At 62.2% G+C, this 26,634-nt stretch carries 27 protein-coding genes and 1 tRNA gene; 9 read left to right on the top strand and 19 right to left on the bottom strand.

Going from position 1 to position 26,634, the window contains the following annotated elements; genetic code table 11:
* Together LNV23_RS08800 and LNV23_RS08805 are read left to right on the top strand one after the other, a co-directional pair.
* The coding region (locus LNV23_RS08800; protein ID WP_263562655.1) for a hypothetical protein at positions 1-296 on the top strand (296 nt) is incomplete at its 5' end.
* Between the two features lie 797 nt (positions 297-1,093).
* A complete protein-coding gene (locus LNV23_RS08805) occupies positions 1,094-1,381 on the top strand; it encodes a helix-turn-helix transcriptional regulator (protein WP_263562656.1) in 288 nt (95 codons plus the stop codon).
* Between the two features lie 6 nt (positions 1,382-1,387).
* Here the strand turns inward: LNV23_RS08805 and LNV23_RS08810 are convergent, their stop codons facing one another.
* From LNV23_RS08810 to cysS, 7 genes are all read right to left on the bottom strand, one after another.
* Positions 1,388-2,626: a tyrosine-type recombinase/integrase gene (locus tag LNV23_RS08810; RefSeq protein WP_263562657.1), complete on the bottom strand. Its 1,239-nt coding sequence runs from the start codon at positions 2,624-2,626 to the stop codon at positions 1,388-1,390.
* 190 nt (positions 2,627-2,816) lie between these two features.
* A tRNA-Ser gene (locus LNV23_RS08815) sits at positions 2,817-2,909 on the bottom strand.
* Positions 2,910-2,960: 51 nt separating this feature from the next.
* On the bottom strand, positions 2,961-4,232 hold the full coding sequence (locus LNV23_RS08820; protein WP_263562658.1) for an aspartate kinase: 1,272 nt from the start codon (positions 4,230-4,232) through the stop codon (positions 2,961-2,963).
* A gap of 130 nt (positions 4,233-4,362) precedes the next feature.
* Positions 4,363-5,742, bottom strand: coding sequence for a tRNA lysidine(34) synthetase TilS (gene tilS, locus LNV23_RS08825; RefSeq protein ID WP_263562659.1), 1,380 nt, complete (start codon positions 5,740-5,742; stop codon positions 4,363-4,365).
* 63 nt (positions 5,743-5,805) lie between these two features.
* Positions 5,806-6,777, bottom strand: a complete 972-nt coding sequence (locus LNV23_RS08830) for an acetyl-CoA carboxylase carboxyltransferase subunit alpha (protein WP_263562660.1) — start codon at positions 6,775-6,777, stop codon at positions 5,806-5,808.
* A gap of 78 nt (positions 6,778-6,855) precedes the next feature.
* On the bottom strand, positions 6,856-7,509 hold the full coding sequence (locus LNV23_RS08835) for a DNA-3-methyladenine glycosylase family protein (protein WP_263519291.1): 654 nt from the start codon (positions 7,507-7,509) through the stop codon (positions 6,856-6,858).
* Positions 7,510-7,511: 2 nt separating this feature from the next.
* Positions 7,512-8,888, bottom strand: a complete 1,377-nt coding sequence (gene cysS, locus LNV23_RS08840) for a cysteine--tRNA ligase (RefSeq protein ID WP_263562661.1) — start codon at positions 8,886-8,888, stop codon at positions 7,512-7,514.
* A 239-nt stretch (positions 8,889-9,127) separates the two neighbouring features.
* Here cysS and LNV23_RS08845 point away from each other — a divergent pair, with 239 nt between their 5' ends.
* The 5 genes from LNV23_RS08845 to LNV23_RS08865 all read left to right on the top strand — a co-directional run bounded on the left by LNV23_RS08845 (position 9,128) and on the right by LNV23_RS08865 (position 12,550).
* Positions 9,128-9,721, top strand: a complete 594-nt coding sequence (locus LNV23_RS08845) for a tetratricopeptide repeat protein (RefSeq protein WP_263562662.1) — start codon at positions 9,128-9,130, stop codon at positions 9,719-9,721.
* Between the two features lie 82 nt (positions 9,722-9,803).
* Entirely contained in the window at positions 9,804-10,439 is a 636-nt protein-coding gene (locus LNV23_RS08850; protein WP_263562663.1) for a peptidylprolyl isomerase, read from the top strand.
* Positions 10,436-10,942 (top strand): peptidylprolyl isomerase, encoded by a 507-nt coding sequence (locus LNV23_RS08855; RefSeq protein ID WP_263562664.1) that lies wholly within the window; start codon positions 10,436-10,438, stop codon positions 10,940-10,942. Before LNV23_RS08850 ends, LNV23_RS08855 begins: the two co-directional genes overlap by 4 nt.
* Before the next feature lie 10 nt (positions 10,943-10,952).
* A complete protein-coding gene (locus tag LNV23_RS08860; RefSeq protein WP_263562665.1) occupies positions 10,953-11,744 on the top strand; it encodes a UDP-2,3-diacylglucosamine diphosphatase in 792 nt (263 codons plus the stop codon).
* On the top strand, positions 11,744-12,550 hold the full coding sequence (locus LNV23_RS08865; RefSeq protein WP_263562666.1) for a M90 family metallopeptidase: 807 nt from the start codon (positions 11,744-11,746) through the stop codon (positions 12,548-12,550). The genes LNV23_RS08860 and LNV23_RS08865 overlap by 1 nt, the downstream gene beginning before the upstream one ends.
* Before the next feature lie 66 nt (positions 12,551-12,616).
* Here LNV23_RS08865 and clpA read toward each other — a convergent pair whose 3' ends face one another.
* Positions 12,617-14,944, bottom strand: coding sequence for an ATP-dependent Clp protease ATP-binding subunit ClpA (gene clpA, locus LNV23_RS08870; protein WP_263562667.1), 2,328 nt, complete (start codon positions 14,942-14,944; stop codon positions 12,617-12,619).
* The gene (gene clpS / locus LNV23_RS08875; protein ID WP_171825978.1) at positions 14,941-15,297 is read right to left on the bottom strand and encodes an ATP-dependent Clp protease adapter ClpS; all 357 of its coding nucleotides are present in this window, start codon (positions 15,295-15,297) and stop codon (positions 14,941-14,943) included. Before clpS ends, clpA begins: the two co-directional genes overlap by 4 nt.
* Before the next feature lie 223 nt (positions 15,298-15,520).
* On the opposite strand from clpS, the gene LNV23_RS08880 reads away from it, so the two are divergent.
* Positions 15,521-15,769, top strand: coding sequence for a cold-shock protein (locus tag LNV23_RS08880; RefSeq protein ID WP_263562668.1), 249 nt, complete (start codon positions 15,521-15,523; stop codon positions 15,767-15,769).
* A 112-nt stretch (positions 15,770-15,881) separates the two neighbouring features.
* Here LNV23_RS08880 and icd read toward each other — a convergent pair whose 3' ends face one another.
* From icd to hemN, 4 genes are all read right to left on the bottom strand, one after another.
* Entirely contained in the window at positions 15,882-17,135 is a 1,254-nt protein-coding gene (gene icd, locus LNV23_RS08885) for an NADP-dependent isocitrate dehydrogenase (protein WP_263519281.1), read from the bottom strand.
* Positions 17,136-17,276: 141 nt separating this feature from the next.
* Positions 17,277-19,514, bottom strand: a complete 2,238-nt coding sequence (locus LNV23_RS08890) for an NADP-dependent isocitrate dehydrogenase (RefSeq protein ID WP_263562669.1) — start codon at positions 19,512-19,514, stop codon at positions 17,277-17,279.
* A 138-nt stretch (positions 19,515-19,652) separates the two neighbouring features.
* Positions 19,653-20,351 carry a sulfite exporter TauE/SafE family protein gene (locus LNV23_RS08895; protein WP_263562670.1) on the bottom strand — a complete coding sequence of 233 codons (699 nt, stop codon included), beginning with the start codon at positions 20,349-20,351 and terminating at the stop codon, positions 19,653-19,655.
* Positions 20,352-20,356: 5 nt separating this feature from the next.
* Complete coding sequence (gene hemN, locus LNV23_RS08900; protein ID WP_263562671.1) at positions 20,357-21,799, bottom strand: oxygen-independent coproporphyrinogen III oxidase; 1,443 nt, start codon at positions 21,797-21,799, stop codon at positions 20,357-20,359.
* A 182-nt stretch (positions 21,800-21,981) separates the two neighbouring features.
* Here hemN and fnr point away from each other — a divergent pair, with 182 nt between their 5' ends.
* The gene (fnr, locus tag LNV23_RS08905; protein WP_263562672.1) at positions 21,982-22,716 is read left to right on the top strand and encodes a fumarate/nitrate reduction transcriptional regulator Fnr; all 735 of its coding nucleotides are present in this window, start codon (positions 21,982-21,984) and stop codon (positions 22,714-22,716) included.
* Positions 22,717-22,803: 87 nt separating this feature from the next.
* Here fnr and LNV23_RS08910 read toward each other — a convergent pair whose 3' ends face one another.
* Genes LNV23_RS08910 through ccoO form a run of 6 tightly spaced genes read right to left on the bottom strand, consistent with a single transcriptional unit; the run spans position 22,804 to position 26,625 of the window.
* Positions 22,804-23,106: a hypothetical protein gene (locus tag LNV23_RS08910; RefSeq protein ID WP_263562673.1), complete on the bottom strand. Its 303-nt coding sequence runs from the start codon at positions 23,104-23,106 to the stop codon at positions 22,804-22,806.
* A gap of 1 nt (position 23,107) precedes the next feature.
* A complete protein-coding gene (locus LNV23_RS08915; protein ID WP_263562674.1) occupies positions 23,108-23,362 on the bottom strand; it encodes a hypothetical protein in 255 nt (84 codons plus the stop codon).
* A gap of 37 nt (positions 23,363-23,399) precedes the next feature.
* Positions 23,400-24,914, bottom strand: coding sequence for a cytochrome c oxidase accessory protein CcoG (gene ccoG, locus LNV23_RS08920; protein ID WP_263562675.1), 1,515 nt, complete (start codon positions 24,912-24,914; stop codon positions 23,400-23,402).
* Positions 24,915-24,916: 2 nt separating this feature from the next.
* Positions 24,917-25,828, bottom strand: coding sequence for a cytochrome-c oxidase, cbb3-type subunit III (ccoP, locus tag LNV23_RS08925; protein WP_263562676.1), 912 nt, complete (start codon positions 25,826-25,828; stop codon positions 24,917-24,919).
* Entirely contained in the window at positions 25,825-25,980 is a 156-nt protein-coding gene (locus LNV23_RS08930; protein WP_263562677.1) for a cbb3-type cytochrome oxidase subunit 3, read from the bottom strand. Before LNV23_RS08930 ends, ccoP begins: the two co-directional genes overlap by 4 nt.
* A 21-nt stretch (positions 25,981-26,001) precedes the next feature.
* Entirely contained in the window at positions 26,002-26,625 is a 624-nt protein-coding gene (gene ccoO / locus LNV23_RS08935) for a cytochrome-c oxidase, cbb3-type subunit II (RefSeq protein ID WP_263562678.1), read from the bottom strand.
* Positions 26,626-26,634: the final 9 nt, after the last annotated feature.

Below are 26,634 nucleotides of genomic sequence, written 5' to 3' on the forward strand. Positions count from 1 at the left end.
GCCTGTCACCAATGTCGGGTAGTGGCCGACTGTGTGAACTGCTCGAGCCAAGACGAATACGCGCGCTCTTCAGCTTCGTTCAGCCAGCGTTCGCGCTCAAGCAAAGCAACATCATGAGTGGATTGATCGGATGTCGACATGTTCGCGGTTTAGGTGGCAAAGCAGTCGCCCAGATTTGGCGTCTCGCGGAGAGTGGTACGCCGGCACAGACGCCCTCCAACTTCACTTCACACCTCAACAAGGTGTCTATGAAACTGGCAGCAGCCCAATGTTTGCAAGGCTTGCCTGAACCATGAGCGCCTACCAATTCCTATTGAAGAACGAGCGACTTAGTGGCTCAAGATGGATTGCAGCGTGACAAATTCCACGTCAATTTGGGCGAAAACTTCGACGCCGGGCGGCGTGTAGGGTATCGTCCACCGCATGCGTTACTCGCGCACCTTGCAGCTGAGCAAGTCACAAGTTAGCAACCGCCCAAGGGCGACCGGCCTCGGGCCCCTCCGCTACGGCATCACGTAGTGAAGTGATCCTCTCGGATTCAGAGAGCAAGTTTCTAGACAACCCCTCGTCGATCTGCACCCGTCTGGGCCCAAAGGCAACAAACCTTTTGAGCATACCGAGTGCCGGAAACGCTTAAAAATGCGTGGCATTCAGTCGCGTCAGAAAAACGTTCGAGCAGCGGTGAATCCATTTGAAACCATACGATCTCTCAAGACCCCTCAAGCCACATCTACTTCGGCTGGAACCGCCAGCCAAGTGAGGCGTACTTGAGTCAGGTCTCCACGCCCAACATGGGCAATGGACAAAACCTCAGACCAAAACAGAGAAAATACCGCTACTTTTCGAGTTAGCAATGACGAACTTCGAAAGATTAGCCACAAACGAGAAACTTCAGTTCGCACTTCGCCGACCTGATGGACCCCGGGCCCATGTGCGGGACGGGACTAAAACTTCGTGCGTGCAAATGAGTAGGAACGGCAGGTGGACCGATTACCACCAGCACCGAATCTCGACGGATTTCGAGAACAGCCCGCCGGGGCGTACCGGTGATAGCTTGAAATGCGAGTGACGCTGAGAAACAAGGAACTCAGCAATGAATCCAGGCACGAAGACTACAGTCCAAGAAGACCCTTCAAGTGGCACACACATCTGGAACAGCCACCGAAACGAAAAAAATGCCCCGCCTGATATTGCCGTTATGGATATCCGGCCAATCATCATGATTGACCTCCCCTCACTCGAGAAAAAGCTCCGTCTCAAAAAAACTGCGATCTACGAGCTGATGAAGACTCGCCATTTCCCCAAGCCTCGCAAACTGGGCCGCGCCAGCCGCTGGATCGAATATGAAGTGGATGATTGGTTGCGCGACTGCCCCAACTGATCCCAATCAGACCTGGGCGTCCAACCAGTCTGCCCAGGTCTTCATCATCGTCACGCGTTCGTCCCAATATTCAGCGCGGTTGTAAGCCCCCCTCAGGCCACTCGGGTCGTACTCGTGGCCCAGTTGCTTTTCCAAGAGCTTCGCGTCAATCCGGAGCACTTCCTCGCCAATCGTTCGTGCCATAGCGCGAAAACCGTGCGGCGTATGGCGACCCTTGTAGCCAAGCCCATATAGGGCCTGCTGCGCCGTCCCTTCGCTGATTGCCTGCCCTCGCCGCATACCGGGGAACAGCAAGCCCTCGACGCCGACGACCCCCTGGTACTGCCGAAGGAAAGCCACGACCTGAGGCGCCAATGGAACCCAATGCTCATCGCCACCCTTGCGGCCGAGCCGCTCCGAGGGAATGACCCACTTTGCAGCGTCCAGATCGAACTCACTCCAGGTCGCCTCACGGCTCTCGCTGGGTCGCTGGAATACGTAGGCCTGAAACACCAGATACGAGCGCGCAATGGTCTTGCTATGACCCCGGATAGCTCGCATCAGCAAGCGCACCTCCCCGGCATCCGTTACAGCCGCATAGTTGCCTGCATCATGCCGCGCGAAGCTACGCAGTGTTCCCATGGGCACGGGGTTGTTTACCAGCAGAGGACGATCCTCGTGGTCAACACCAAAATCAAACATCTGGCGCATCCACATCCGCACGCGACGCACCATGTTATGGGCGCCACGCTTCTCGATTTCCCGCAGGATCTCCAAGCAGTCACGAGCCGTGACCTCATGCGGCACCTTCGCGCCGATCTTGATCATCACGTCCTTGGTGAACGCCGCCCGGATGTTGTCCTTGTAGCCAAGTGTAGAGCCGAGCTTCTTCAACCACTCATCTTCAAGCTTCAACACCGTGTCAGTCTGAGCTTGCTGTGCGGCCTTGACCTGATCGATCTCCAACTTGACTGCAGCCTTCTGCACCAATGGATCAATGCCCTTTGCCACGCTCGCACGATTTGAGTCTGCCAACTCACGAGCGATCTTCAGCGTCACGGCGGGCCACGGCCCAAGGGTCAGCGGCTTGCGCTTACCGGCGAACCTGTAGTCCAGCACCCACGAAGCCGCACCATTCGCACGCACAATCAGATTCAAGTTGTCGCCGTCACTGATGCGGACACGGGTCTTCTTGGTCGCTGCGTCGACGATAGCCTGCTTTAGAAGGCTATCTAGCAGCTTGGCATTCAGGATTTCTCTTGCCATTTCGTCGCTCGCATAGTCCCATGGGAGCGGTACTACCAGGCAGATTTCGTACTACCACTGGTACTACCGTAATTCCCGGATTTTGGCGCACTAACACGAACGAACACAAACGAGCGGGCAAGAAAAAACCCGCCAAGTCAATGACTTGGCGGGTTGATCTTTGCCTAACGAACGGTCTAGGACTTGAGGTTGGCGGAGTCGGAGAGATTCGAACTCTCGATGCAGGTTTTGCCCACATACTCCCTTAGCAGGGGAGCACCTTCGGCCACTCGGTCACGACTCCAGCGCAGCCTTGAATTCTATACGAAGAATTTCAGGCTTCGCAAGAACTTCTTCAAGATTTTTCGTCTTGGTCCAGATCGAAGGCCTTGTGCAGCGCGCGCACGGCCAACTCCATGTACTTCTCGTCGATCACGACCGAGGTCTTGATCTCGCTGGTGGAGATCATCTGGATGTTGATGCCCTCTTCGCTCAGCGCGCGGAACATCTTGGACGCCACGCCGACATGCGAGCGCATGCCGATGCCGACGATGCTGACCTTGCAAATGCGCGGATCACCGACCACCTTGGAGGCATTGGTGGCGGGGCCGACCTTGGTCTCCAGCAGTTCCAGCGTGCGGGCGTAATCGTTGCGCGGCACGGTGAAGCTGAAGTCGGTCTTGCCGTCGTGCGAGACGTTCTGGATGATGACGTCGATGTCGATATTGGCATCGGCCACCGGGCCCAGGATCTGGAAGGCAATGCCGGGCTTGTCCGGCACGCCCAGCAGGGTCACCTTGGCTTCGTCACGGTTGAAGGCAATGCCCGACACGACGGCTTGTTCCATTTTCTCGTCCTCTTCAAAACTGATCAGGGTGCCGGACTTGGCTTCCTCGTTGATATCGATGTCCCAGGGCGTGAAGCTGGACAGCACGCGCAGCGGCACGCGGTACTTGCCCGCGAACTCGACCGAGCGGATTTGCAGGATCTTGGAGCCCAGCGAGGCCATCTCCAGCATCTCTTCGAAGCTGATGGTGTGCAGGCGGCGGGCCTCCGGCACGATGCGCGGGTCGGTGGTGTAGACGCCGTCCACATCGGTGTAGATCAGGCATTCATCGGCCTTCATGGCCGCGGCAATCGCCACCGCCGAAGTGTCCGAACCACCGCGACCCAGGGTCGTGATGTTCTTGTGCTCGTCGATGCCCTGGAAACCGGCGATCACGACCACCTTGCCGGCGGCCAGGTCGGCGCGCACGCGGGTGTCGTCAATGCTCTCGATGCGGGCCTTGGTGTAGGACGAATCGGTGGCCACGGGCACTTGCCAGCCGGTGTAGCTGACCGACTCCAGGCCTTCGGCCTGCAAGGCGATGGCCAAGAGGCCTACCGAGACCTGTTCGCCGGTCGAGGCAATCATGTCCAGTTCACGGTTCAGCGCGGCGCTGCTGCCGGCCGGGGCCAGCTCCTTGGCCAGACCCAGAAGACGGTTGGTTTCACCGCTCATTGCCGAGGGCACGACCACCATCTGATGCCCGGCGCGGGCCCATTTGGCGACTCGTTTGGCGACATTGCGGATGCGCTCGGTCGACCCCATCGAGGTGCCGCCGTACTTGTGAACAATCAAGGCCATAAGGGTTCGTTCGTCACGCGCGGAATAGGAAAATTCCCGGTCGGGTGGGGTGCGCCGCGGTCGCAGCCAAAGATTCTAGCTGCTGCATTGCAGCAATATGACGCCCTCCCCCGGGCCTGCGGGCCGAGGCTTACGCATCCAATGCAGGCTCACTCTCACCCAGACGAAGCCAGCACACCGCCAGCTGCGACGCGCCCGGCGGAGCCCAATGGCGCGCATCAAGGCCGAGGCCTGGCGCGAACAGCACCTGCAGGCTTGCGGCTTGCAGCAACAAGGGCCCCTCGCGATGCCAGGCCGGCAGCGCCGCACTCTGATAAGCCTTTTTGAGGCTGCGCGCCACGCCACGAGGCTGACGCTGAAACTGTTCGCCGCCCTGCCGGGCCCGCATGCAGACAGCGGCGAGACTTTCCGGCAGCACGCCCCCCTCACTCACGGCTACGACCTCCCAGGCGCCGCCCCAATCGGACTGAGGGTAGACACCCGGCCGGCTCAAATCGAGCAGCCTCGCCTCACCCATCGGTGCACCCGCCGCAAGGGCCGCCTGCCAGCTCAGATGCTGGCGGTAGAGATGCAGGACGCCGGGGCCGCAAGGCCAGCTGAGTGTGGATCCCCAGTCTTCGCGCGCCAAGACCTCGGTGACCAGGTGCGCTGAAGCGGCCTGCCCGGTCTGCTGAAGCAGCCAGGCACGCAAGGCATTGCTGGCGCGCGCGGGGCTCAAAGCTTGCAAAGCCGGCAGATGCAGGCCTTGCTGACTCAGCAAAGCCGGCAAGTCTTGCTCGGCCATTTCGCGCTGCAGGGCCAGCGCTTGCTGGGCCCACTGCGCACCCAGGGCCAAGCTGCGCTCGGCCGCTGGAAAGGCCTCGGCCAGCGCAGGCCAGACCTGCATGCGTAGGCGGTTGCGGCTGTAGCGAGCATCGCTGTTGCTGTCGTCCTCGACATGGGGCAAGCCATGAGCTTCCACATAAGCCTCGATGGCTTCTCGGCCCAACTGCAACCAGGGCCGCGCCCAAACCAGGCCGCTGTGCCCCGCTCGCTGTTGCAAGCGCGGCATGCCCGCCAGCCCGGCCACGCCGCCACCGCGCAGAGCTTGCAGCAGCAGGGTTTCGGCCTGATCGCGCCGATGGTGGGCCATGAGGATGATCGTAGCGCCCACCTCGAGCGCCATTTCGGCCAAGGCGGCATAGCGCCCCTCGCGCGCCCAGGCTTCGATGCTCTGCGCCGCAGCGGGCTGGCCTGCCAAGCGCCGGTGATGAAACTCGACCGGCAGACCTTGCGCTGCCCAATCTCGGCACAGCGTTTGCCCGTGCTGCAACCAGGCATCGGCTTGCGAGCTCAGGCCATGGTGGACGTGAAGGGCCAACACCTGCACACCCGCATCCAACGCGCGATTCAGCGCCTGGGCCTGGCGCGCCACGCAGTGGAGCAAGGCCGTCGAATCACGGCCGCCGCTGAAGGCCACGGCCACGCGCCGGGGCTGGCCCGGATCGGCATTCAGCTCGGGATTCAGCACGACCACAGTTCGCCCATGAAAAACGGGCCCCTCGGGGCCCGAAATTTGAGGTCCGCCGACGAATCAGCGGCTCTTGGTGTCGCCAAAGCGGCCATAGGCCTGCAGGCGCTCGTAGCGACGGTCCAGCAATTCCTTGGGCTTGAGGTCGCTGACCTGGCGCAGGGCGTCGCTGAGGGCGCGCTTGAGGTTGGAGGCCATCTGCTTGTTGTCGCGATGGGCGCCGCCGACCGGCTCATTGACGATCTTGTCGATCAAGCCCATGGCCTTGAGGCGGTGAGCGGTGATGCCCAGGGCACTGGCAGCCTCCGGAGCGCGCTCCGAAGACTTCCACAAAATGGAGGCACAACCTTCCGGCGATATCACCGAATAGGCCGAGAACTGCAGCATCAAGACCTGGTCGGCCACGCCGATGGCGAGGGCGCCGCCCGAGCCACCTTCACCGATCACGGTGGCGATGATGGGCACTTCCAGCTGGGCCATCTCGAAGATGTTGCGGCCGATGGCTTCCGATTGACCCCGCTCCTCGGCACCGATGCCGGGGTAGGCACCCATGGTGTCAATCATGGTGAAGACCGGCAGGCCGAACTTCTCGGCCAGCTTCATCAGGCGCAAGGCCTTGCGATAGCCCTCGGGGCGCGGCATGCCGAAGTTGCGCAGGGCGCGCTCCTTGGAATCGGCACCACGCTGATGGCCGATGACCATGCAGGCTTGACCATTGAAGCGGGCCAAGCCCCCGACGATGGCGGCGTCATCGGCGAAATGGCGATCGCCGTGCAGTTCCTGGAATTCGGTGAAGACCTCGGCGCAGTAGTCCAGGGTCTGGGGGCGCTGCGGATGCCGGGCAATCTGATAGACCTGCCAGGGTTCGACACTGGCGTAGACGTCCTTGGTCAGCTGCTGACTTTTCTTGGAGAGCCGATCAATCTCTTCGGAGATGTCCACCGCCGATTCGCTTTGCACATAGCGTAGCTCTTCGATCTTGGTTTCCAGCTCAGCGATAGGCTGCTCGAACTCGAGAAAATGTTTTTTGCTCATCCTGCGATTTCGTGTCAGTGAGGAGGGTCCGAAGACGACTCAAGCCACCATTTTAAGGCAGGCCGGAGGGCTGGCGAATCAGGGCTGCACCGGGGCCGGATCGAGGCTGCGCCAAATGTACCATGTGGCTACCGAGCGGTAAGGTGCCCAGGCGTCGCCCAATTCGCGCGCTTCCGCCCGCGACACCGGCTCGCCGGAAAAGTACAAATCGCTGATGCCCTTGATCAAGCGCGGATCGTCCAGCGGCAGCACATTCGGCCGCGTCAGGTGGAAGATCAGGAACATCTCGGCCGTCCATCGGCCGATGCCGCGAATGGCCACCAGCTCGTCGATGATGGCTTCGTCGTCCATCTGCGTCCATTGCTTGACATGGACCTGGCCGTCTTCGAAATGCTGAGCCAGGTCGCGCAGATAGTCGACCTTTCGAGCTGAAAGCCCGGCCACCCTCAGGCCCTCCGGCGCCTGGGCCAACAAGGCCGCTGGCTGGATCTTCGCGGCATTGCCGGGCAGCAGTGCAACAAACTTCTCCCAAGTGGCCTGCGCCGACTTGGCCGAGATCTGCTGACCGATGATGGAGCGAGCCAGGGTCGTGAACGCATCGGCGCGGCTCTGCAGGCGCGCCTCGCCAAACTGAGGGATCAGCTTCTTGAGCACCCGGTCGCGCTTGACCAGATGGCGGCAAGCCTCATCCCAATAGTCCGGGGTCACCCCGGCCGGATTGGAGCGCACCACGCTCAGGCCCGCGACCAGCTGGTACCAGCGGCGGAATCCTGCAGGACGATGCCTGCAGCCAGGAGCTCAGCGCGGATGCGATCGGCGCCGACGAAGTCACGCGCAGCCTTGGCGGCAGCGCGAGCCTCGATCTGAGCCTGGATGGCAGCTTCATCCAAGCCAGCACCGGCCTGCAGATACTGGCGCGGCGCCTGCTGCAAGAAGCCCAAGATGCTGGCCAGCTTTTTGAGCAAGGCGGCATCTGCCAGCGAACGCGAACGGTTGACTTCGCTGGCCAACTCAAACAGCACAGCCAGGGCGCCCGGCGTGTTGAAGTCGTCGTCCATGGCGGCGCGGAAGGCGGCCGCGCGCGGCTCGCTCCAGTCCAACTCGGCAAGTTCCGGCACCTCCAGCCCGTCGAGCGCGGTGTAGAGACGGCGCAGCGCGGCGCGCGCATCGTCCAGATTGGCATCGCTGAAATTGAAGGGGCTGCGGTAATGGGTGCGCAGCATGAAGTAGCGCAGGGTTTCGCCGTCGTAGGTCTTCAGCACATCCTGGATGGTGAAGAAGTTGCCCAAGCTCTTGGACATCTTCTCGTTATCCACGTTCAGGAAGCCGTTGTGCATCCAGACGTTGACGAAAGCATGGCCCAGCGCGCCCTCGCTCTGGGCGATCTCGTTCTCATGGTGCGGGAACTGCAGGTCCATGCCACCGCCGTGGATGTCAAAACGCTCACCCAGCAAAGCGCAGGCCATGGCCGAGCATTCGATATGCCAGCCCGGGCGGCCGGCGCCGTAGCTGCTGGCCCATTTGGCGTCCTCGGGCTCGCTCTCCTTGGCAGACTTCCACAGCACAAAGTCCAGGGCGTCGAGCTTGCCATCGTCCACGGCCACGCGCTCACCGGCGCGCAAATCGTCCAGCGACTTGCCGCTGAGCTTGCCGTAGCCGGGGAATTTGCGCACGGCGTAGTTCACATCGCCGTTGCTGGCGCGGTAGGCCAGGCCTTTGTTTTCAAGCGTACCGATCAGGTCCAGCATCTGGCCGACGTAATCGGTGGCGCGCGGCTCATGGGTCGGACGCTCAACACCGAGGGCGCCGATGTCGCGGTGCATGGCGGCGATCATCTCGTCGGTCAGCTCGCGGATGCTGATGCCGCGCTCCACCGCTCGCTTGATGATCTTGTCCTCGATGTCGGTGATGTTGCGCACATAGGTCACGCGGTAGCCCGAGGCCTTGAGCCAGCGCTGCACCACATCGAAGGCCATCATCATGCGAGCGTGGCCGACATGGCAGAGGTCGTAAATCGTCATGCCGCAGACATACATGCGCACATGACCGGGTTCGATAGGGGCGAAAGGCTGGACCGAGCGGGTCAGCGTGTTGTAAATGCGAAGAGACATGGGTGCTTGAACCAGGATGTACGCGCCGAGCCGCCGAGAACTTGAATTCGGCTGGCCTGCCCGCGCTGCGCTTGGAGGCATGCGCTGCGAGCCGATTCGGCTCCAAGCGATGCGCACACTGCGTCGAAGGCCGGCCGGACGACTTGAGGCGGGCGCCGTAGAATGAGCTTCAGTATACCGGCAGGGTTTTGCGGCCAGGCCTTGGCACTTACCCCGCAACCAGCCCAAACCCGCCCTCAATGCCCCTCCAACACCCGTCAATTCGTCCGCAACGCAGCGCCAGCCTGCCAGCCCAGGCTCGCTTTCCAGCGACGCTCCGTCTGGCGCTCGCCACCCTGCTGTTCCATCTGTTCGGTCTACCTCTGGCCCACGCCAGCGAGCTCGACATTGCCCAAAGGCAGTGGCTGGCTGGCCAGCGGCCGCAGGCGGTGGCCACCTTGGAAGCTGCTCTGAAGCAGACCCCGGATGAATTGAAGCTGCGTTTTGCCCTGGGGGTGATGCGCATGGAGTTGGGCGAACAAGGCAGCGCGCAGCAGATCTTCATCCAGCTGACCGAAGACTTCCCCGACCTGGCCGACCCCTACAACAACCTGGCCGTCATCCACGCCAGCCAGGGCGATCTTGACCGCGCCCGCAACGAATTGGAACAAGCTCTGCGCCTGCAACCCAACCATGCGCAGGCTCAGGAAAACCTAGGCGACGTGCTGCTGCGCCAGGCCTTGCGGGCTTACCAGCGGGCCCAGCAGGCACTGGCAGCACCATCCACCACCCTGGCGCTCAAGCTCAAGCGAACCCATGATTTGCTGCAAGAGGCCTCGCGCCGCCCGCAGTAACACGCCGGCGGTTTTCACGACGGCGCCGAGCCTCAAGCAAGCACCCCCGAGAATTGCCCCACATCCTGGAGGAATGAAAGCCATGCAAACGAAAACGATTCAATCCCTGGGCCGGAGACTGGCCCTGTTCTCGCTGGCGGCCCTGGCTGTTTGCGGCGCCGAGGCACAGGCCCCCCTGGCCGCATCAGCAGCAGCCACTGCGCAGATCAATCCTACGGTGTTCGTGCGCCTGAGCACCAGCGAAGGCGACATCCGCATCGGCCTCGATGCCGACAAGGCACCCAAGTCTGTGGCCAACTTCGTCCAGTACGTCAAGGCCGGTCATTACAACGGCCTGATCTTCCACCGCGTGATCGAGAACTTCATGATCCAGGGCGGCGGCTTCACCAAAGACATGCAGCAGCGCCCAACCAAGCCGCCGATTCCGCTGGAATCGCGCAACGGCCTGAAGAACCTGCGCGGCACCCTGGCCATGGCCCGCACCAGCGATCCGAATTCGGCCACATCGCAGTTCTTCATCAACACGGTGGACAACGCCTTCCTGGACGCGGACAACTCGCGCGACGGCAATGGTTATGCCGTCTTCGGCATGGTGCTCGAAGGCATGGACGTGGTCGACAAGATCCGCGCCACGCCGACCACGGCCCAAGGCCCGCACCAAAACCTGCCGCAAAACCCCATCACCATCACCAAAGCCCTTGTGGAGCCCAAGAAATGAGCAAAATCGTTGAACTGCACACCAACCACGGCCTGATCCGCGTCGAACTCGACGACGCCAAGGCGCCGATCTCGGTTGCCAACTTCCTGTCCTATGTGAACAGCGGCCATTACAACGGCACCGTGTTCCACCGCGTGATCAAGGGCTTCATGGTCCAGGGCGGCGGCTTTGAAGTCGGCATGAAGCAAAAGCCGACCACGGGCGAGATCCAAAACGAAGCCAACAACGGCCTCAAGAACGATCACTACACCCTGGCCATGGCCCGCACCAATGCGCCGCACTCGGCCTCCAGCCAGTTCTTCATCAACACCACCAACAACGGCTTCCTGAACTTCAAGTCCGAGACCCCCTCGGGTTGGGGCTACGCCGTGTTCGGTCGCGTGATCGAAGGCAAGGAAATCGTGGACGCCATCGAGAAGGTCAAGACCGGCCGCTCGGGCTTCCATGACGATGTGCCGCTGGAGAATGTGGTGATCGAACGCGCCGTCGAAGTTGCGGCCTGAGACGAGCACCATGGCAGGAGCAGCCGGTGATACCACCCCTGCCCTGCCCGAGTTTGCCGAGCTGAGCGTGCCCGCCGAGTGGCGCCGGCTGGACTTTCTGTCCGACCTGCACCTTTCGCCGGATACGCCGGCCACCCTGGCCGCCCTGGCCGCGCATCTGCAAGAAACCAGCGCTGACGCGGTGTTTCTGCTCGGCGATATCTTTGAAGTCTGGATCGGCGACGACGCCCGACACCAGGACTTCGAAGCCTCTTGCGTGGAACTGCTGCACACCGCCAGCCAGCGCCACGCCCTTTACTTCATGGCGGGCAACCGCGATTTTCTCGTCGGCCCGGACATGCTGGCCGCTTGCGGCATGCAAGGTCTGGCCGACCCCACCGTGCTCAACGCCTTTGGCCAACGCTGGCTGCTCAGCCATGGCGACGCCTTGTGTCTGGATGACAAGCCTTACCAGGCTTTCCGCGCCCAGGTACGCAGCCCTTCCTGGCAGGCGGACTTCCTGGCCCGCCCACTCGAGCAGCGCCGCGCCCTGGCCCGCCAGATGCGCGATGCAAGCAAAGCGGGCCAGGCCGGGCAGACCGAATACGCCGACCTCGACCCCGCCGCCTGCCGGCACTGGCTGAAAGCCTCGGGCTGCAGTGACCTGATCCACGGCCACACCCACCGGCCGGCGCGTCATGAATTGGCGCCAGGACTGCGCCGCCATGTGCTGTCGGACTGGGACTTTGAAGACGCACAACAAGCCCGAGGCGATGTGCTGCGCCTACGCCACGCGGGCCTGCGCCGCATTGACCTGGCCTGATGTTCAACTGGCTGCGTCGCCTGAAGTGGCTCGGCGAAGCCTGGACACGCCGTCGCGATCGGCTCACGGTTCAACGCCTGGCCATCCCAGAGCCCCTGTGGCAGCTGACGCTGCTGCGCTACCCCTTCCTGGCTGAGCGCTCTGAAGAAGACCTGAGCGAGCTGCGTCGTCTGTGCTCGCTGTTTCTCGACCGCAAGGAGTTTCACGGCGCCGGCGGCTTCGAGGTCAGCGACGAGGTCGCCATCGCCGTGGCGACCCAAGCCTGCTTGCCGGTCTTGCGCCTAGGCCTGGACTGGTACGAGGGCTTCGTCGGCATCGTCATGCACGAAGACGAGGTGCTGGCCCGGCGCGAAGTCATGGACGAGGACGGGGTGGTCCACGCTTTTGAAGAAGAGCTGGCCGGTGAAGCCATGGAAGGCGGCCCGCTGATGCTGACCTGGCAAGCCATGGCCGCCGATGCCGACCCGGCGGCCGACAGGTCGGACAGCATCTACAACGTGGTCATTCACGAATTCGCCCATGTCATCGACATGCGCGATGGCTGGGCCGACGGCGTGCCGCCCCTGGCCAGCCTGGCCGCACGCGAGCAGTGGCTGGATGTCATCGAGGCCGAATGGCAGGCCTTCTGCCAACGCGTGGATGCCGGTGAAGCGACGCTGATCGACCCCTATGGTGCCGAGAGCCTGGAAGAGTTTTTCGCCGTGGCGGTCGAGGCTTTTTTCGTCGCCCCGAAAGCCCTGCGCGCCGAACAAGCGCCGCTGTATCGGCTCCTGGCCGGCTTCTTCCGCCAGGATCCGGCCGCCTGAGGCGAGAAAAAAGAAAAGGCCCCGAGACGGTTCGTCCCGGGGCCTTGGCAGCGACCAAAAAAGTGATCAGCTGGCGGTAGCGGGCTCCGCCTTGGGCTTGTTGTCCTTGACCTTGGTGAGCGGCTGGATGTCCAGCTGCACGGCGCCAGCCTCGTCCACATCGACGCCGAGGCGCCCACCATCCACCAGACGACCGAACAGCAGCTCGTCCGCCAGGGCGCGGCGGATCGTGTCCTGGATCAGGCGCTGCATAGGGCGAGCACCCATCAAGGGGTCGAAACCCTTCTTGGCCAGCTGCTTGCGCAGTGCATCGCTGAAGGTGACCTCGACCTTCTTCTCCTGCAACTGGCTTTCCAGCTGCAGCAGGAACTTGTCGACCACGCGCATGATGATTTCCTCATCGAGCGCACGGAAGGACACGATGGCGTCCAGGCGATTGCGGAACTCCGGCGTGAACAGGCGCTTGATGTCAGCCATTTCATCGCCCTGCTGGCGCGAATTCATGAAGCCAATGCTGCTCTTGTTCATCACCTCGGCGCCCGCATTGGTCGTCATGATGATGATGATGTTGCGGAAGTCGGCCTTGCGCCCGTTGTTGTCGGTCAGCGAGCCATGGTCCATGACCTGCAGCAGCACATTGAAGACATCGGGATGCGCCTTCTCGATTTCATCGAGCAGCAGCACCGCATGAGGCTTCTTCGTAACGGCTTCGGTCAGCAGACCGCCTTGGTCGAAACCGACATAGCCCGGAGGCGCGCCGATCAAGCGGCTGACCGCATGACGCTCCATGTACTCGGACATGTCGAAGCGGATCAGCTCAATGCCCAGGATGTAGGCGAGCTGCTTGGCCACCTCGGTCTTGCCCACGCCGGTGGGGCCGCTGAACAGGAAGGAACCGATTGGCTTGTCCGGCTTGCCCAGGCCCGAGCGCGCCATCTTGATGGCTGCGGCCAGAGCATCAATCGCCGGCTCCTGACCGAACACCACGCTGTTGAGATCGCGGTCCAGGCTCTTGAGCTTGCTGCGGTCATCGCTGGACACGGACGCGGGCGGGATGCGCGCGATCTTGGCCACGATGTCCTCCACCTCGCTGCGCGTGATGGTTTTCTTCTGCTTGCTCTTGGGCAGGATGCGCTGGGCAGCGCCGGCCTCATCGATCACATCGATGGCCTTGTCGGGCAGATGGCGGTCGTTGATGTACTTGGCCGACAGTTCAGCCGCCGCCTGCAGCGCGCCCAGGGCGTACTTGACATTGTGGTGCTCTTCGAAGCGCGACTTCAGACCCTTGAGGATCTCGATGGTCTGCTCGACCGAAGGCTCAGCCACATCGACCTTCTGGAATCGCCGGCTCAGCGCCGCGTCTTTTTCGAAAATGCCGCGGTACTCGGTGAAGGTGGTGGCACCGATGCACTTCATCGCGCCCGAACTCAACGCCGGCTTGAGCAGATTGCTGGCGTCCAGCGTGCCACCCGAGGCCGCACCGGCACCGATGAGGGTGTGGATCTCGTCGATGAACAGCACGGCATGCGGCTGGTCCTTGAGCTGCTTGAGCACGGCCTTGAGGCGTTGCTCGAAGTCGCCGCGGTACTTGGTACCGGCCAGCAAGGCGCCCATGTCCAGGGAATAGACCACGGCCTCAGCCAGCACCTCGGGCACATCGCCCTCGGTGATGCGCCAGGCCAGGCCCTCGGCGATGGCGGTCTTGCCCACACCGGCCTCACCCACCAAGAGCGGGTTGTTCTTGCGGCGGCGGCACAGGATCTGTACCACGCGCTCCACTTCGTGCTCGCGGCCGATCAAGGGATCAATCTTGCCGTCCTTGGCCAGCTGGTTCAGGTTCTGGGTGAACTGTTCCAGCGGTGAGCCCTTGCCCTGGCCCTCGCCTTCCTCGCGCTCGGCCTCGGCGCCGGCACTGCCTTCCTGGCCCTTGCCCGAGCCCGGCGCTTCCGGCGGATCTGATTTCTTGATGCCGTGGGCAATGAAATTGACCACATCCAGGCGAGTCACACCCTGCTGGTGCAGGTAGTAGACGGCGTGCGAGTCCTTCTCGCCGAAGATGGCCACCAGCACATTGGCGCCGGTCACTTCTTTCTTGCCACTGCCGGTGGACTGCACATGCATGATGGCGCGCTGGATGACGCGCTGGAAGCCCAGCGTCGGCTGGGTGTCCACCTCGTCAGAACCGCCCACGGTGGGCGTGTTCTCCTTGATGAACTGCGTCAAGCTCTTGCGCAGGTCGTCCAGATTGGCCGAGCAGGCGCGTAGCACTTCGGCGGCGGAGGGGTTGTCCAACAGGGCCATCAGCAAGTGCTCGACGGTGATGAACTCATGGCGCTGCTGGCGTGCTTCGACAAACGCCATGTGCAGGCTAACTTCAAGCTCTTGCGCAATCATGCGGCCTCCATAATGCACTGCAAAGGATGGCCGGCGCGCCTTGCGGCTGCCAGCACCAATTCGACCTTGGTCGCTGCAACGTCCTTGCTGAAGACGCCGCAGACCCCACGCCCATCGTGGTGGATTTTGAGCATGATCTGGGTGGCCGTATCCAGGTCATGCCGGAAATATTCCTGCAAAACCATGACCACGAATTCCATGGGCGTGAAATCGTCGTTGAGCAGCAGCACCTGGTACAGGCGCGGCGGCTCGGTTTTCTGGGTCAGGCGTTCAACGGTGGTCGTGCCGTCAGCGTCCTCGCGCCCTGGAGGCAGACCGGGAGGCATCGGCGGTTGACTGGGGAAATCTGGCATGGGCTGATTCTATCGAGTGCCACCGAGAGCCGCTGGCACACAGGAATTCATCTTGCGCCTGCGGCCGGAATTACAAGACTGGAATTGGCTGCGCACAGGCAGCTTTTTTGAGGCGCTGCCGTCATCTCCGGGTCTGCCCCATAAGGGCAGGCCCTGAATTGACAGGCAGCCACCTGCCCCCAAGAATCCGCCGCGGTGCATTAGACACCGGGACGGAGGCGTTATGACGATAGGAACGGTGAAGTGGTTCAACGATGCCAAGGGTTTTGGCTTCATTGAACCGGAAGCGGGCGGCGAGGATGTGTTCGCCCATTTTTCGGCCATCCAGATGGAGGGTTTTCGAACCCTGCAACAAGGCGGCAAGGTGAGTTATGAGCTGGTGCAGGGCCCCAAGGGTCAGCTGGCGCAGAACATCACCCCGCTGGACACCGGCGCAGCACAGCCCGCCATGGAGTTCAGCGAAGCGGCCTGAGTGCGGTCGGAAACAGACCGGCCACGAACATGGCCGGCCTTCAAGCAAAAAGGCCCGCATTTGCGGGCCTTTTTTTCTTGGCGAGGGCGAGCTGGTTAGCGCGCTGCCAGATTTACATCTGGTCGATCATGACCTGGCCGAAGCCAGAGCATGACACTTGAACCGCACCGTCCATCAGGCGCGCGAAGTCATAGGTGACCTTCTTGCTGGCGATGGCCGCTTCCAGCGAACGGATGATCACGTCGGCGGCTTCAGTCCAGCCCATATGGCGCAACATCATTTCGGCCGAGAGGATCTCGCTGCCCGGATTGACATAGTCCTTGCCGGCGTACTTGGGGGCCGTGCCGTGGGTGGCTTCGAAGCAGGCCACCGAATCCGACATATTGGCGCCGGGCGCAATGCCGATGCCGCCCACTTGAGCAGCCAGGGCGTCAGAGATGTAGTCGCCGTTGAGGTTCAGCGTGGCCACCACCGAATACTCAGCAGGGCGCAGCAAGATCTGCTGCAAGAAAGCGTCGGCGATCGAATCCTTGATGGTGATGGGCTTGCCGCTCTTCGGGCTGATGAAACGGCACCAGGGGCCGCCGTCGATCAACTCGGCGCCGAACTCCTTCTGCGCCAGCGCATAAGCCCAATCACGGAAGCCACCTTCGGTGTACTTCATGATGTTGCCCTTGTGCACGATGGTGACACTGGGCTTGTCGTTGTCGATCGCGTACTGGATGGCCTTGCGCACCAGACGCTCGGTGCCTTCGCGTGACACGGGCTTGATGCCGATGCCCGAGGTGTTCGGGAACCGGATCTTGGTGACACCCATCTCATCCTGCAAGAACTTGATCAGCTTCTTGGCCTTGTCGCTCTCGGCCTCGTACTCGATGCCTGCGTAGATGTCTTCGGAGTTCTCGCGGAAGATCACCATATTGGTTTTCTCCGGCTCCTTCAGCGGCGAAGGCACGCCCTTGAAGTACTGCACTGGGCGCAGACAGACGTAGAGATCGAGCTCTTGGCGCAGGGCCACATTGAGCGAGCGGATGCCGCCGCCCACGGGCGTGGTCAAGGGTCCCTTGATCGACACCACGTACTCGCGCAAGACATCCAGGGTTTCCGCCGGCAGCCAGACGTCGGGACCGTAGACGCGGGTGGCCTTCTCACCGGCAAAGACCTCCATCCAGTGGATCTTCTTCTTGCCTCCATAAGCCTTGGCCACCGCCGCGTCCACCACCTTGAGCATGACCGGCGTGATGTCCAAACCGGTGCCATCCCCCTCGATATATGGAACCACGGGCTCGTCCGGCACATTGAGCGACATGTCGGCGTTGACCGTGATTTTGGAACCCTGCTCAGGGATCTGGATGTGCTGGTACATGAAGGAAAGTCTCCGAATTGGACGGGATGCCGTCGCACTGAACGCAGCCAAAAATTCTAGCGGCAATCGCGCGCCGGACCGGGATGAAAGACAAAGCCGGCGTCAAGGCGCCGGCTTTGTCAGGGGACGACCCTCGAAGGATCAGGCCGTGATGGAAGCAAGCGCCGCATTGAGGGTCGCGCTCGGGCGCATCACCTCGGCCAGCTTGGCCATATCAGGCATGTAGTAGCCACCGATATCCGCCGGCTTGCCCTGCACTGCCGCCAGCTCGGCCACGATGGTGCCTTCTTGTTCGGTCAGCGCCTTGGCCAAGGGAGCGAACTTGGCTGCCAATTCGGCATCCTCGGTCTGCGCAACCAAGGCCTGGGCCCAGTACAAGGCCAGGTAGAACTGGCTGCCGCGGTTGTCCAGCTGGCCCGTCTTGGGGCTGGGGTTCTTGTTGTTGTCCAGCAGCTGGCCCGTGGCGGCGTCCAGAGTCTTGGCCAGCAGCTTGGCCTTGGCGTTGCCGTTCTTCAGACCCAGGTCCTCCAGGCTCACGGCCAGGGCCAGGAACTCGCCGAGCGAATCCCAGCGCAGATGGTTTTCTTCCACCAGCTGCTGCACATGCTTGGGCGCCGAGCCGCCGGCACCGGTTTCATACATGCCGCCGCCTGCCATCAAAGGCACGATGGACAGCATCTTGGCCGAGGTGCCCAGTTCCATGATGGGGAACAAATCGGTCAGGTAGTCGCGCAGGATGTTGCCAGTGGCGCTGATGGTGTCCAGGCCGCGGATCACGCGCTCCAGGGTGTAGCGCATGGCGCGAACCTGGCTCATGATCTGGATGTCCAAGCCGGCTGTATTGTGCTCGTGCAGATACATCTTGACCTTGGTGATCAGCTGCGCCTCATGCGGGCGATACTGATCCAGCCAGAACACCACCGGCATGCCTGAGTTGCGCGCGCGGTTGACAGCCAGCTTGACCCAGTCACGGATGGCGGCGTCCTTGCACTGGCACATGCGCCAGATGTCGCCCTGCTCCACGTTCTGGCTCATCAGCACTTCGCCCGTATCCAGGTCAGTGATGTTGGCAACGCCGTCTTCGGCGATCTCGAAGGTCTTGTCGTGCGAGCCGTATTCCTCGGCCTGCTGAGCCATCAGGCCCACATTGGGCACGGTGCCCATGGTCTTGGGGTCGAAGGCGCCATGCCATTTGCAGAAGTTGATGATCTCCTGGTAAATGCGGGCGAAGGTCGACTCCGGCATCACGGCCTTGACGTCCTTCAGGCGGCCGTCAGCGCCCCACATCTTGCCGCCATTGCGGATCATGGCCGGCATGGAAGCGTCAACGATGATGTCGTTGGGCGAGTGGAAGTTGGTGATGCCCTTGGCCGAATCCACCATGGCCAGCTCAGGGCGGTGCTCGTGGCAAGCGTGCAAGTCGCGCTTGATCTCGTCCTGCTTGCTTTGCGGCAGAGAGGTGATCTTGCTGTACAGGTCCACCATGCCGTTGTTGACATTGATGCCCAACTCATCGAACAGCTTGCCGTGCTTCTCGAACGCTTCACGATAGAAGATGCGCACGCAGTGGCCGAAAACGATGGGGTGCGAAACCTTCATCATCGTCGCCTTGACGTGCAGCGAGAACATCACGCCGGTCTTGTGCGCGTCTTCGATCTCGCGCTCGTAGAAGGCCAGCAGTTCCTTCTTGCTCATGAACATGCTGTCGACCACTTCGCGGTCCAGCAGCGCCACCTTGGGCTTCAAGACGATGGTCTTGCCGCTCTTGGTGATCAGCTCCATCTTGACATTGCGGGCGCGGTCCAGGGTCATGGACTTCTCGCCATGATAGAAGTCGCCGTTGTGCATGTGCGAGACATGCGAACGCGAGGCCTGGCTCCAGTCGGCCATGCTGTGCGGGTTCTTGCGGGCGTATTCCTTGACGGCCTTGGGCGCGCGACGGTCCGAGTTGCCCTCACGTAGCACCGGGTTCACGGCACTGCCGGTGCACTTGCCGTAGCGAGCGCGGATGTCTTTCTCTTCATCGGTCTTGGGGCTTTCCGGGTAGTCCGGAATCGCATAACCCTTGCCCTGCAGTTCCTTGATGGCGGCCTTCAGCTGCGCCACCGACGCGCTGATATTGGGCAGCTTGATGATGTTGGCTTCGGGCTTCAGGGTCAACTTGCCCAGCGCGGCCAGATGGTCAGGTACACGCTGTGCCTCGCTCAGGAACTCCGGAAACTGGCCCAGGATACGGCCCGCCACGGAGATATCGCTGGTCTCGACGTTCACGCCTGCCGGCGCCGTGAAGGCGCGCACGATGGGCAAGAAGGACGCGGTCGCTAACAGCGGAGCCTCGTCGGTCAAGGTGTAGATGATGGTGGGGTGCGAAGCGGTCATGTGCTATCCAGATCGGCCCAGCAATCAGGCCCAAGGGTTGGAACGATTAGGGCGCCGATTCTAAGTCAGCGGCGCCGGCTGCGGACTCAAGTCTTATATAAGTCTTGGCATTTCGGCGCTTGCTTCAGGCCAGCCGGTTCAGGCCGGCACGCTGCATGCCGCAGCAATCTGCGCCCAGAGCCCATGGCCCAGGGCCCAGCCCGACGCGGCCGCCAGGCCGAAGCCGCCCAGACGCACCGAAAGCCGCAGACCGTCAACACCAAGCGGCGTGCGGTTCATCCGGCTCAGCAGCCAGGGCCCCAGGGCCAAGCCCGCACCCGAGGTCAGCGCGAAACTGGCCATGACCGCCCCGCCCTGAGCCGGCCCAGAGGCCAGGGCCGCCAACAAGAGCGCCGATTGCAGCAAGCCACATGGCCAGGCCACCCAGGCCAGGCCGGCCAAGCCCGCCCGGGCCGGCGCTGCCAAAACCTGGCTCCCACGACGCAGACCGGCGACAGGGATTTCGACCTGGCGACCCATATCCTGCCCCACCCGCTCCAGCCAGGCCGGCTGGCGGCCACGCCACAGCAGGGACAGGCCCAAGAGAAAAGCAGCCACATGGACCAGCACCCAGAGCGGCCGCAACAAGGCCGTGGCCTGTCCCATCTGATCCAGCAACTGCATGCTGGCCGCGGCCACGGCACCTGCGAGCACATAGCCCAGCAAGCGGCCGATTTGAAATGACAGAGGCGAACGACCGCCGGCCGCAGCGCAAGTGGCGCCGCACATGGCCAAGCAATGCGGCGTGCCCGCCAGGCCCATCAGAGCGGCAGATGCGGCCAGGCTGGCGTCAAGCATGGGAGTCAGATGATGCGGGAGAAGCGCTCACGGCTGCGGTCGGCTTGCAGGTATCGGTCAAACACCATAGCAACAGCGCGCACGAAATACCAGCCCATGGCGGTCACCTGAATGGCCCCGGGCTCCAGCGTCACGAGGCCCTGCTCTGCCAGACCGCGCATGCGCTCCAGCTCAGGCTGGAAATAACGATCGAAATCCACCAGATGGGCCAACTCGATCGACTCAAACTCCAGCCGACCCTGACACATCAAGGCCATGATCACCGCGCGACGGACAATATCGTCGCGCGTCAAGGCCAAGCCGCGTTGAATCGGCAACTGCCCCTGCCGAAGTGAATCGTAGTACTCGTCCAGGGTCTTGGCGTTCTGGCTGTAACTGGCACCTACCCGGCCGATGGCGGACACACCAAGCGCAATCAGATCGCAATCGGGCTGGGTGCTGTAGCCCTGGAAATTGCGGTGTAGCCGCCCCTGGCGCTTTGCGACGGCCAGGGAATCCGTGGCCAGTGCAAAGTGGTCCATGCCGATATAGCTGTAGCCATGCTGCTCGAAGCCGCTGATGGCCGCGGCCAGCATGGTGACCTTGTCACCCGCCACCGGCAGCTCAGCCTCGTTGATGCGCCGCTGCGGCTTGAAGCGCTGCGGCAGGTGGGCATAGCCGTACAGCGCAATGCGGTCGGGCTTGAGCGCGCCGACCTGAGCAATGGTGCGAGCAAAAGACTCGGGCGTCTGCAGCGGCAGGCCGTAGATCAGATCCACATTGGTGGATTCGAAACCCAGCGTGCGCGCAGCCGTCATCAGCGTGGCCACACTTTCATAGCTCTGCTGGCGGTGTACCGCCTTCTGAACCTCGGGGTCGAAATCCTGCACGCCAAAGCTCAGGCGGTTGAAGCCGAGCTGACGCAAATGGGCCAGACGCTCATTCGTCACGGTGCGCGGGTCGACCTCGATGGACACCTCGGCACCGGGCGCCAGGCGGAATCGCTCCAGCAAGGCCACAATCAGCTGACTCAGCTCGGCATCGCTGAGAAAGGTCGGTGAACCGCCCCCCAGATGCAGCTGCGAGACCGCGGCGCCACGACCGAGATGCTCCAGAGTCAGATCCATTTCCGTGACCAGGGCCCGCAGGTACTCGGTGGCACGGTCATGGTGCTTGGTAATCACCTTGTTGCAAGCGCAGTAGTAACAGACAGACTCGCAAAACGGAATGTGGATGTACAGCGACAGCGGCGTGTTGCCGCCGACCTGCGACCCGCCCGATCGCTGCGCCAGGGCCTGCTGGTATTGCTCCAGCGTGAAGGCCTCGACAAAGCGATCGGCCGTCGGATACGAGGTGTAGCGCGGGCCGGACACATCGAAGCGACGCAGCAACTCTTCACTGATGCAGGCTGCGCCAGGATTGATCGTCTCGGAGGCCGGGCGCGCGCGGCCTTGAATGTTCTGTACCATGTCCAGCACTTTGCCAAGGCTTTGGCTGCGCGACTTGACAAGGATCAAGCTCGACGCGCTTTAACGGCACAACAATGCACCAAGTTTTGAGGTGCATCATGCTCATGTCCGTCAAGAATCTGGAAGTCTCACAAGCGCAAGCCGGCTCAACCGAGCGGGCTGAACCCCTGAAAAAGCACACGATGAACGCCACCGTCCCGATCAAGTTCGAGCCCCTGAAAGTCGCCTGCTCCAGCTGCAATTTGCGCGAGCTGTGCCTGCCGGTCGGCCTGTCCTCGGGCGACCTGGATCAGCTCGACCAATTGGTCGCCACACGCCGCACTGTGGCGCGCGGCGACACCTTGTTCCGAAGCGGCGATGAATTCCAGTCGCTCTACGCCGTGCGCACCGGCTTCTTCAAGACCTGCGTGTCCTCGGAAGACGGACGCGATCAGGTCACCGGCTTCCAGATGGCCGGCGAGTTGCTGGGCCTGGACGGCATCAGCACCGACCGCCACAGCTGCGACGCTGTCGCACTCGAAGACTCTCAAGTCTGTGTGATCCCCTTCGAGCAACTTGAAGAGCTGTCGCGTGAGTTCACCGACCTTCAGCGCCAATTCCACAAAATCATGAGCCGCGAGATCGTGCGCGACCACGGCGTGATGCTGCTGCTGGGCAGCATGCGCGCGGAAGAGCGCCTGGCGGCCTTCTTGCTCAACCTGACACAGCGCCTGCAAGCCCGCGGCTTCTCAGCCGCGGCCTTGGTGCTGCGCATGACGCGCGAGGAAATTGGCAGTTATCTCGGCCTGAAGCTGGAGACGGTCAGCCGCACCTTCTCCAAGTTCCAAGAGGAAGGCCTGCTCGAAGTGAAACAGCGCCATTTGCGCATCCTCGATCAAGCCGGGCTACAGAAGCTGGTCAACAACAGCAACTGCTGAAACTGACACACCCAAGCAAAAGGCCTTCGGATTTCCGAAGGCCTTTTTTCATCGTGCGCCCCACGGCGCCTGGAACTGACGGGGCGTTCAACGCGGCCAGCCGCGAGGATGTGCGTCGTCCGGCAGATCAGGCAGGGTCGCCAGCATGACGCTGACGCTGGCCGAGAGGCTGATCACCAGCCAGAAGATCATGAAGCTGACGGTGTAGACCGCCTGGCGCGACCAGTCCAGGCGTTCCGCACCGAACCAACTCAGGTCGCTGGGATCAATGACGGCAAACACCAAAGCCTCCAACACGCCGGCCATGAAGAAGGCCGGCCAGGCCACGGCCATGGCCCAACGGCTGCTGAGCTTGGGGACGACCGAGGCGGAGCGTTCAGCGCCGTCCATTTCACTGTCCGCCGGTGGCGGCGTGATTGCGTGCTTCCCGGGCTGGCAGCAAAGCCTTGGCGCCACTGGCCTTGTTGGCCACCAACTTCTCCTCCAGCACCGGGTCGGGGTGGCTGATGGCCAGGCTCAAGGTCACGAAACTGGCGACGATGACAAGCGCAGGCCCGCCAACGACCAACCACATCATGGGGGTACGCCACCAGCCGGCCGGCTTGTCCAGCGGGGCTTGGGCATCGAGATTCAGGTTCTGGCTCATGGGTATGTCTCCTGACTGTGCTTGTGCGAGCCGGCGCTCAGCGTGGCACGATAAAGGTTGATTTTTCGTGCACCACGGTGGCTCCGGCTTGGCCGCCATCCTGGCTGCGCAACTGGAACTCGATGCCATGCGAGCCCTTGTGGTCTTGGGCGGCACGTGCCGCCGTCTCGGGCGGCACTCGCACCGACAGCGTCAGCCAGCGCGCCTCGGCCGGCGCCACGCTCAGCTCGACCGCCTTCTCCAACTTGATGCCCTCCAGACCACTGACCGTGACACGGTAGCGATGGGTCTGCTCGGTCGCGTTCATGACCTGCAGACGGTAGAGGTTCTCGACATAACCGTCTTCCACCACGCGTGCCAGCACACCGCGGTCGCGCACCACATCGAGCTTGACGGGGCTGCGCAGGAACAGCAGGCTGGCCAGCAGGGCTGTACACAAGACAAACAGCACCACGGTGTAGATCACCACCCGTGGGCGGAACATGCGGCGCAGCTTCTGAGCCGGGCTCAAATGCTGCTGCAGGCCGTTTTGGGTGTCGTAGCGGATCAGGCCACGCGGGTAGTTCATCTTGTCCATCACGCCGTCGCAGACGTCGATGCAGGCGGCGCAGCCGATGCATTCGTACTGCAGGCCTTGGCGAATGTCGATGCCAGTGGGGCAAACCTGCACACACAAGGTGCAGTCGATGCAGGAACCCAGTCCGGCCGCCTTGACCTCGTCCACGCTGGATTTCTTGCTGCGCGAACCGCGCGGCTCGCCGCGCTCGGCGTCGTAGCTGATGATCAGCGTGTCCTTGTCGAACATGGCGCTCTGGAAGCGCGCATACGGGCACATGTACTTGCAGACCTGTTCGCGCATGAAGCCAGCGAAGCCGTAGGTCGCGAAAGCGTAGAACAGGACCCAGAACCATTCCCAGGGACCGAAGCTCAAGGTGAAGGCTTCGGCCCACAGCGCATGAATGGGGGTGAAATAGCCGACAAAGGTGAAGCCGGTCCACAAGGCAACGGTGATCCACACCGCCTGCTTGCCGCCCTTGCGCCAGAGCTTGTTGACGCCCCAGGGCGAAGCATCAAGCTTCATGCGCGCCTGGCGGTCGCCTTCAAACTGACGTTCGATCCAGAGAAAGATCTCGGTGTAGACCGTCTGCGGGCAGGCATAGCCGCACCACAGCCGCCCGGCCACGGCCGTAAACAGGAACAAGGCATAAGCCGAGATCAAGAGCAGGCCGGTCAGATAGATGAAATCCTGCGGGTACAGGACCAGGCCAAAAATGTAAAAACGCCGGCTGGCGAGCTCGAAGAGCACCGCCTGCCGGTCGTTCCAGAGCAGCCAGGGCAGACCATAGAACAAGATCTGCGTGAACCAGACCAAGCCCCAACGCCAGCTGGCGAAGAGGCCAGACACGGCACGTGGGTAGATCTTCTTCTGCGCCGCATAGAGCGAGACGATTTCCACCACCGCATCCTCACCCGCAGCCTGCGCAGCAGATGCGGAGGGAGAGATAGCCGGTCCGACACGCGGCGCCGGCGGGACTGCCCGGGCTTCAGTCATGGTCAGGGTGCGACTGCCGTCTTGCTGGACAGACTCCAGACGTACGCACCCAGGACCTGGATCTGCTCCGGGCTCAGACGCGTGGATTGGGCCGGCATCATATTGTTCTTGCCATTGTTGATGATGGCCATCACCGCATCCTCACCCCAGCCGTGCAACCAGATTTTGTCGGTCAGATTGGGTGCACCCAGAGCCTGGTTGCCCTTGCCATCGGCACCGTGGCAGGCAGCACAGGCCATGAACTTCTCCTTGCCCTTCTGCGCGGCGATCGAGTTATGAGCGCTGCCTGACAGGCTCAGCACATAGTTGGCCAGATTGCGCACATCTTCGGCAGTACCAACGGCGGCAGCCATGGGCGGCATGACGCCGTTGCGGCCATTGGTGATGGTTTGCACGATAGTCTCATGCGAGCCGCCATAGAGCCAGTCGCTGTCGGTCAGGTTGGGGAAACCCTTGCTGCCCTTGGCGTCCGAGCCGTGGCAACCGGCGCAGTTGTTGGCGAACAGACGCTCACCGATGGCCATGGCATCACGATCTTGGGCCAACTGTTCGACCGGCTTGCCGGTGAACTTGGCATAGAGCGCGCTCATGGCCTTGTGTGCGTCGTCCTGCTCCTTCTGGTACTGACCGGCACTGGACCAGCCCAGCGAACCCTTGCTGCTGCCCAAGCCCGGATAGGCGGCGAGGTAGATACCGGCGAACACGACGGTCAGCACGAACAGGATGGCCCACCAACGCGGCAGCGGGTTGTTCATCTCACGCAAGTCTTCGTCCCAGACATGGCCGGTGCTGTTGTCGCTGGCCATGACGCGGTGACGGGCAGCGATCAGCAGCAGAACGATGCAGAACACCAGACCAGCGATCGTCGTGCCGGCCACGAACATGGACCAACCATCAGAGAAAAAATCACTCATTGAGGCCTCCCATCGGCTTCGTCTTGCAAGGCCATGCTGGCCAAATCATCAAAGTGCGCCTTGTTGCGGCTGGAATAAGCCCAAGCCACGATCACCAGGAACACCAGCAGTGACAGCAGGGTCACCGCCGTTCTCAAGCTATTGATATCCATTGCGGATCTCCTTCTTGCCTATTACTTCAGCGAAGTGCCGAGCACTTGCAGATAAGCAATCACAGCTTCCATCTCGGTCTTGCCCTTGACCTCGTCGGCCGCAGCGCTGATTTCAGCGTCGGTGTAGGGCACGCCCACGGTGCGCAGCGCCTTCATCTTGGGCGCCAGCTCAGCTGGGTTCAGTTGAGCCGCAACCAGCCAGGGATAGGCCGGCATGTTCGACTCGGGCACCAGATCGCGCGGGTTGTTCAGGTGAATGCGGTGCCATTCATCGCTGTACTTGCCGCCGACGCGGTGCAGGTCGGGACCAGTGCGCTTGCTGCCCCACTGGAAGGGGTGGTCGTAGACGAATTCACCGGCGGTCGAGTAGTGGCCGTAGCGCAGGGTTTCCGAACGGAAGGGACGGATCATCTGCGAGTGGCAGTTGTAGCAACCCTCGCGGATGTAGACGTCACGTCCGGCCAGCTGCAGCGGCGTGTAGGGCTTCAGCCCCGGCGTGGCTTCGGTGGTCGAGCGCTGGAAGAACAGCGGCACGATTTCCACCGCGCCACCGGCGATCACCGTCAGCAGCACCAGCACGATCATCAAGAAATTGCTGGTCTCGATGCGTTGGTGGCCACTGGACTTGTGTTCTGTGGATGCCATTTTGTATTT

Origin of the sequence: Kinneretia sp. DJ1R-11 (assembly GCF_025717595.1) — a bacterium.
Lineage (GTDB): Bacteria > Pseudomonadota > Gammaproteobacteria > Burkholderiales > Burkholderiaceae_C > Paucibacter_A.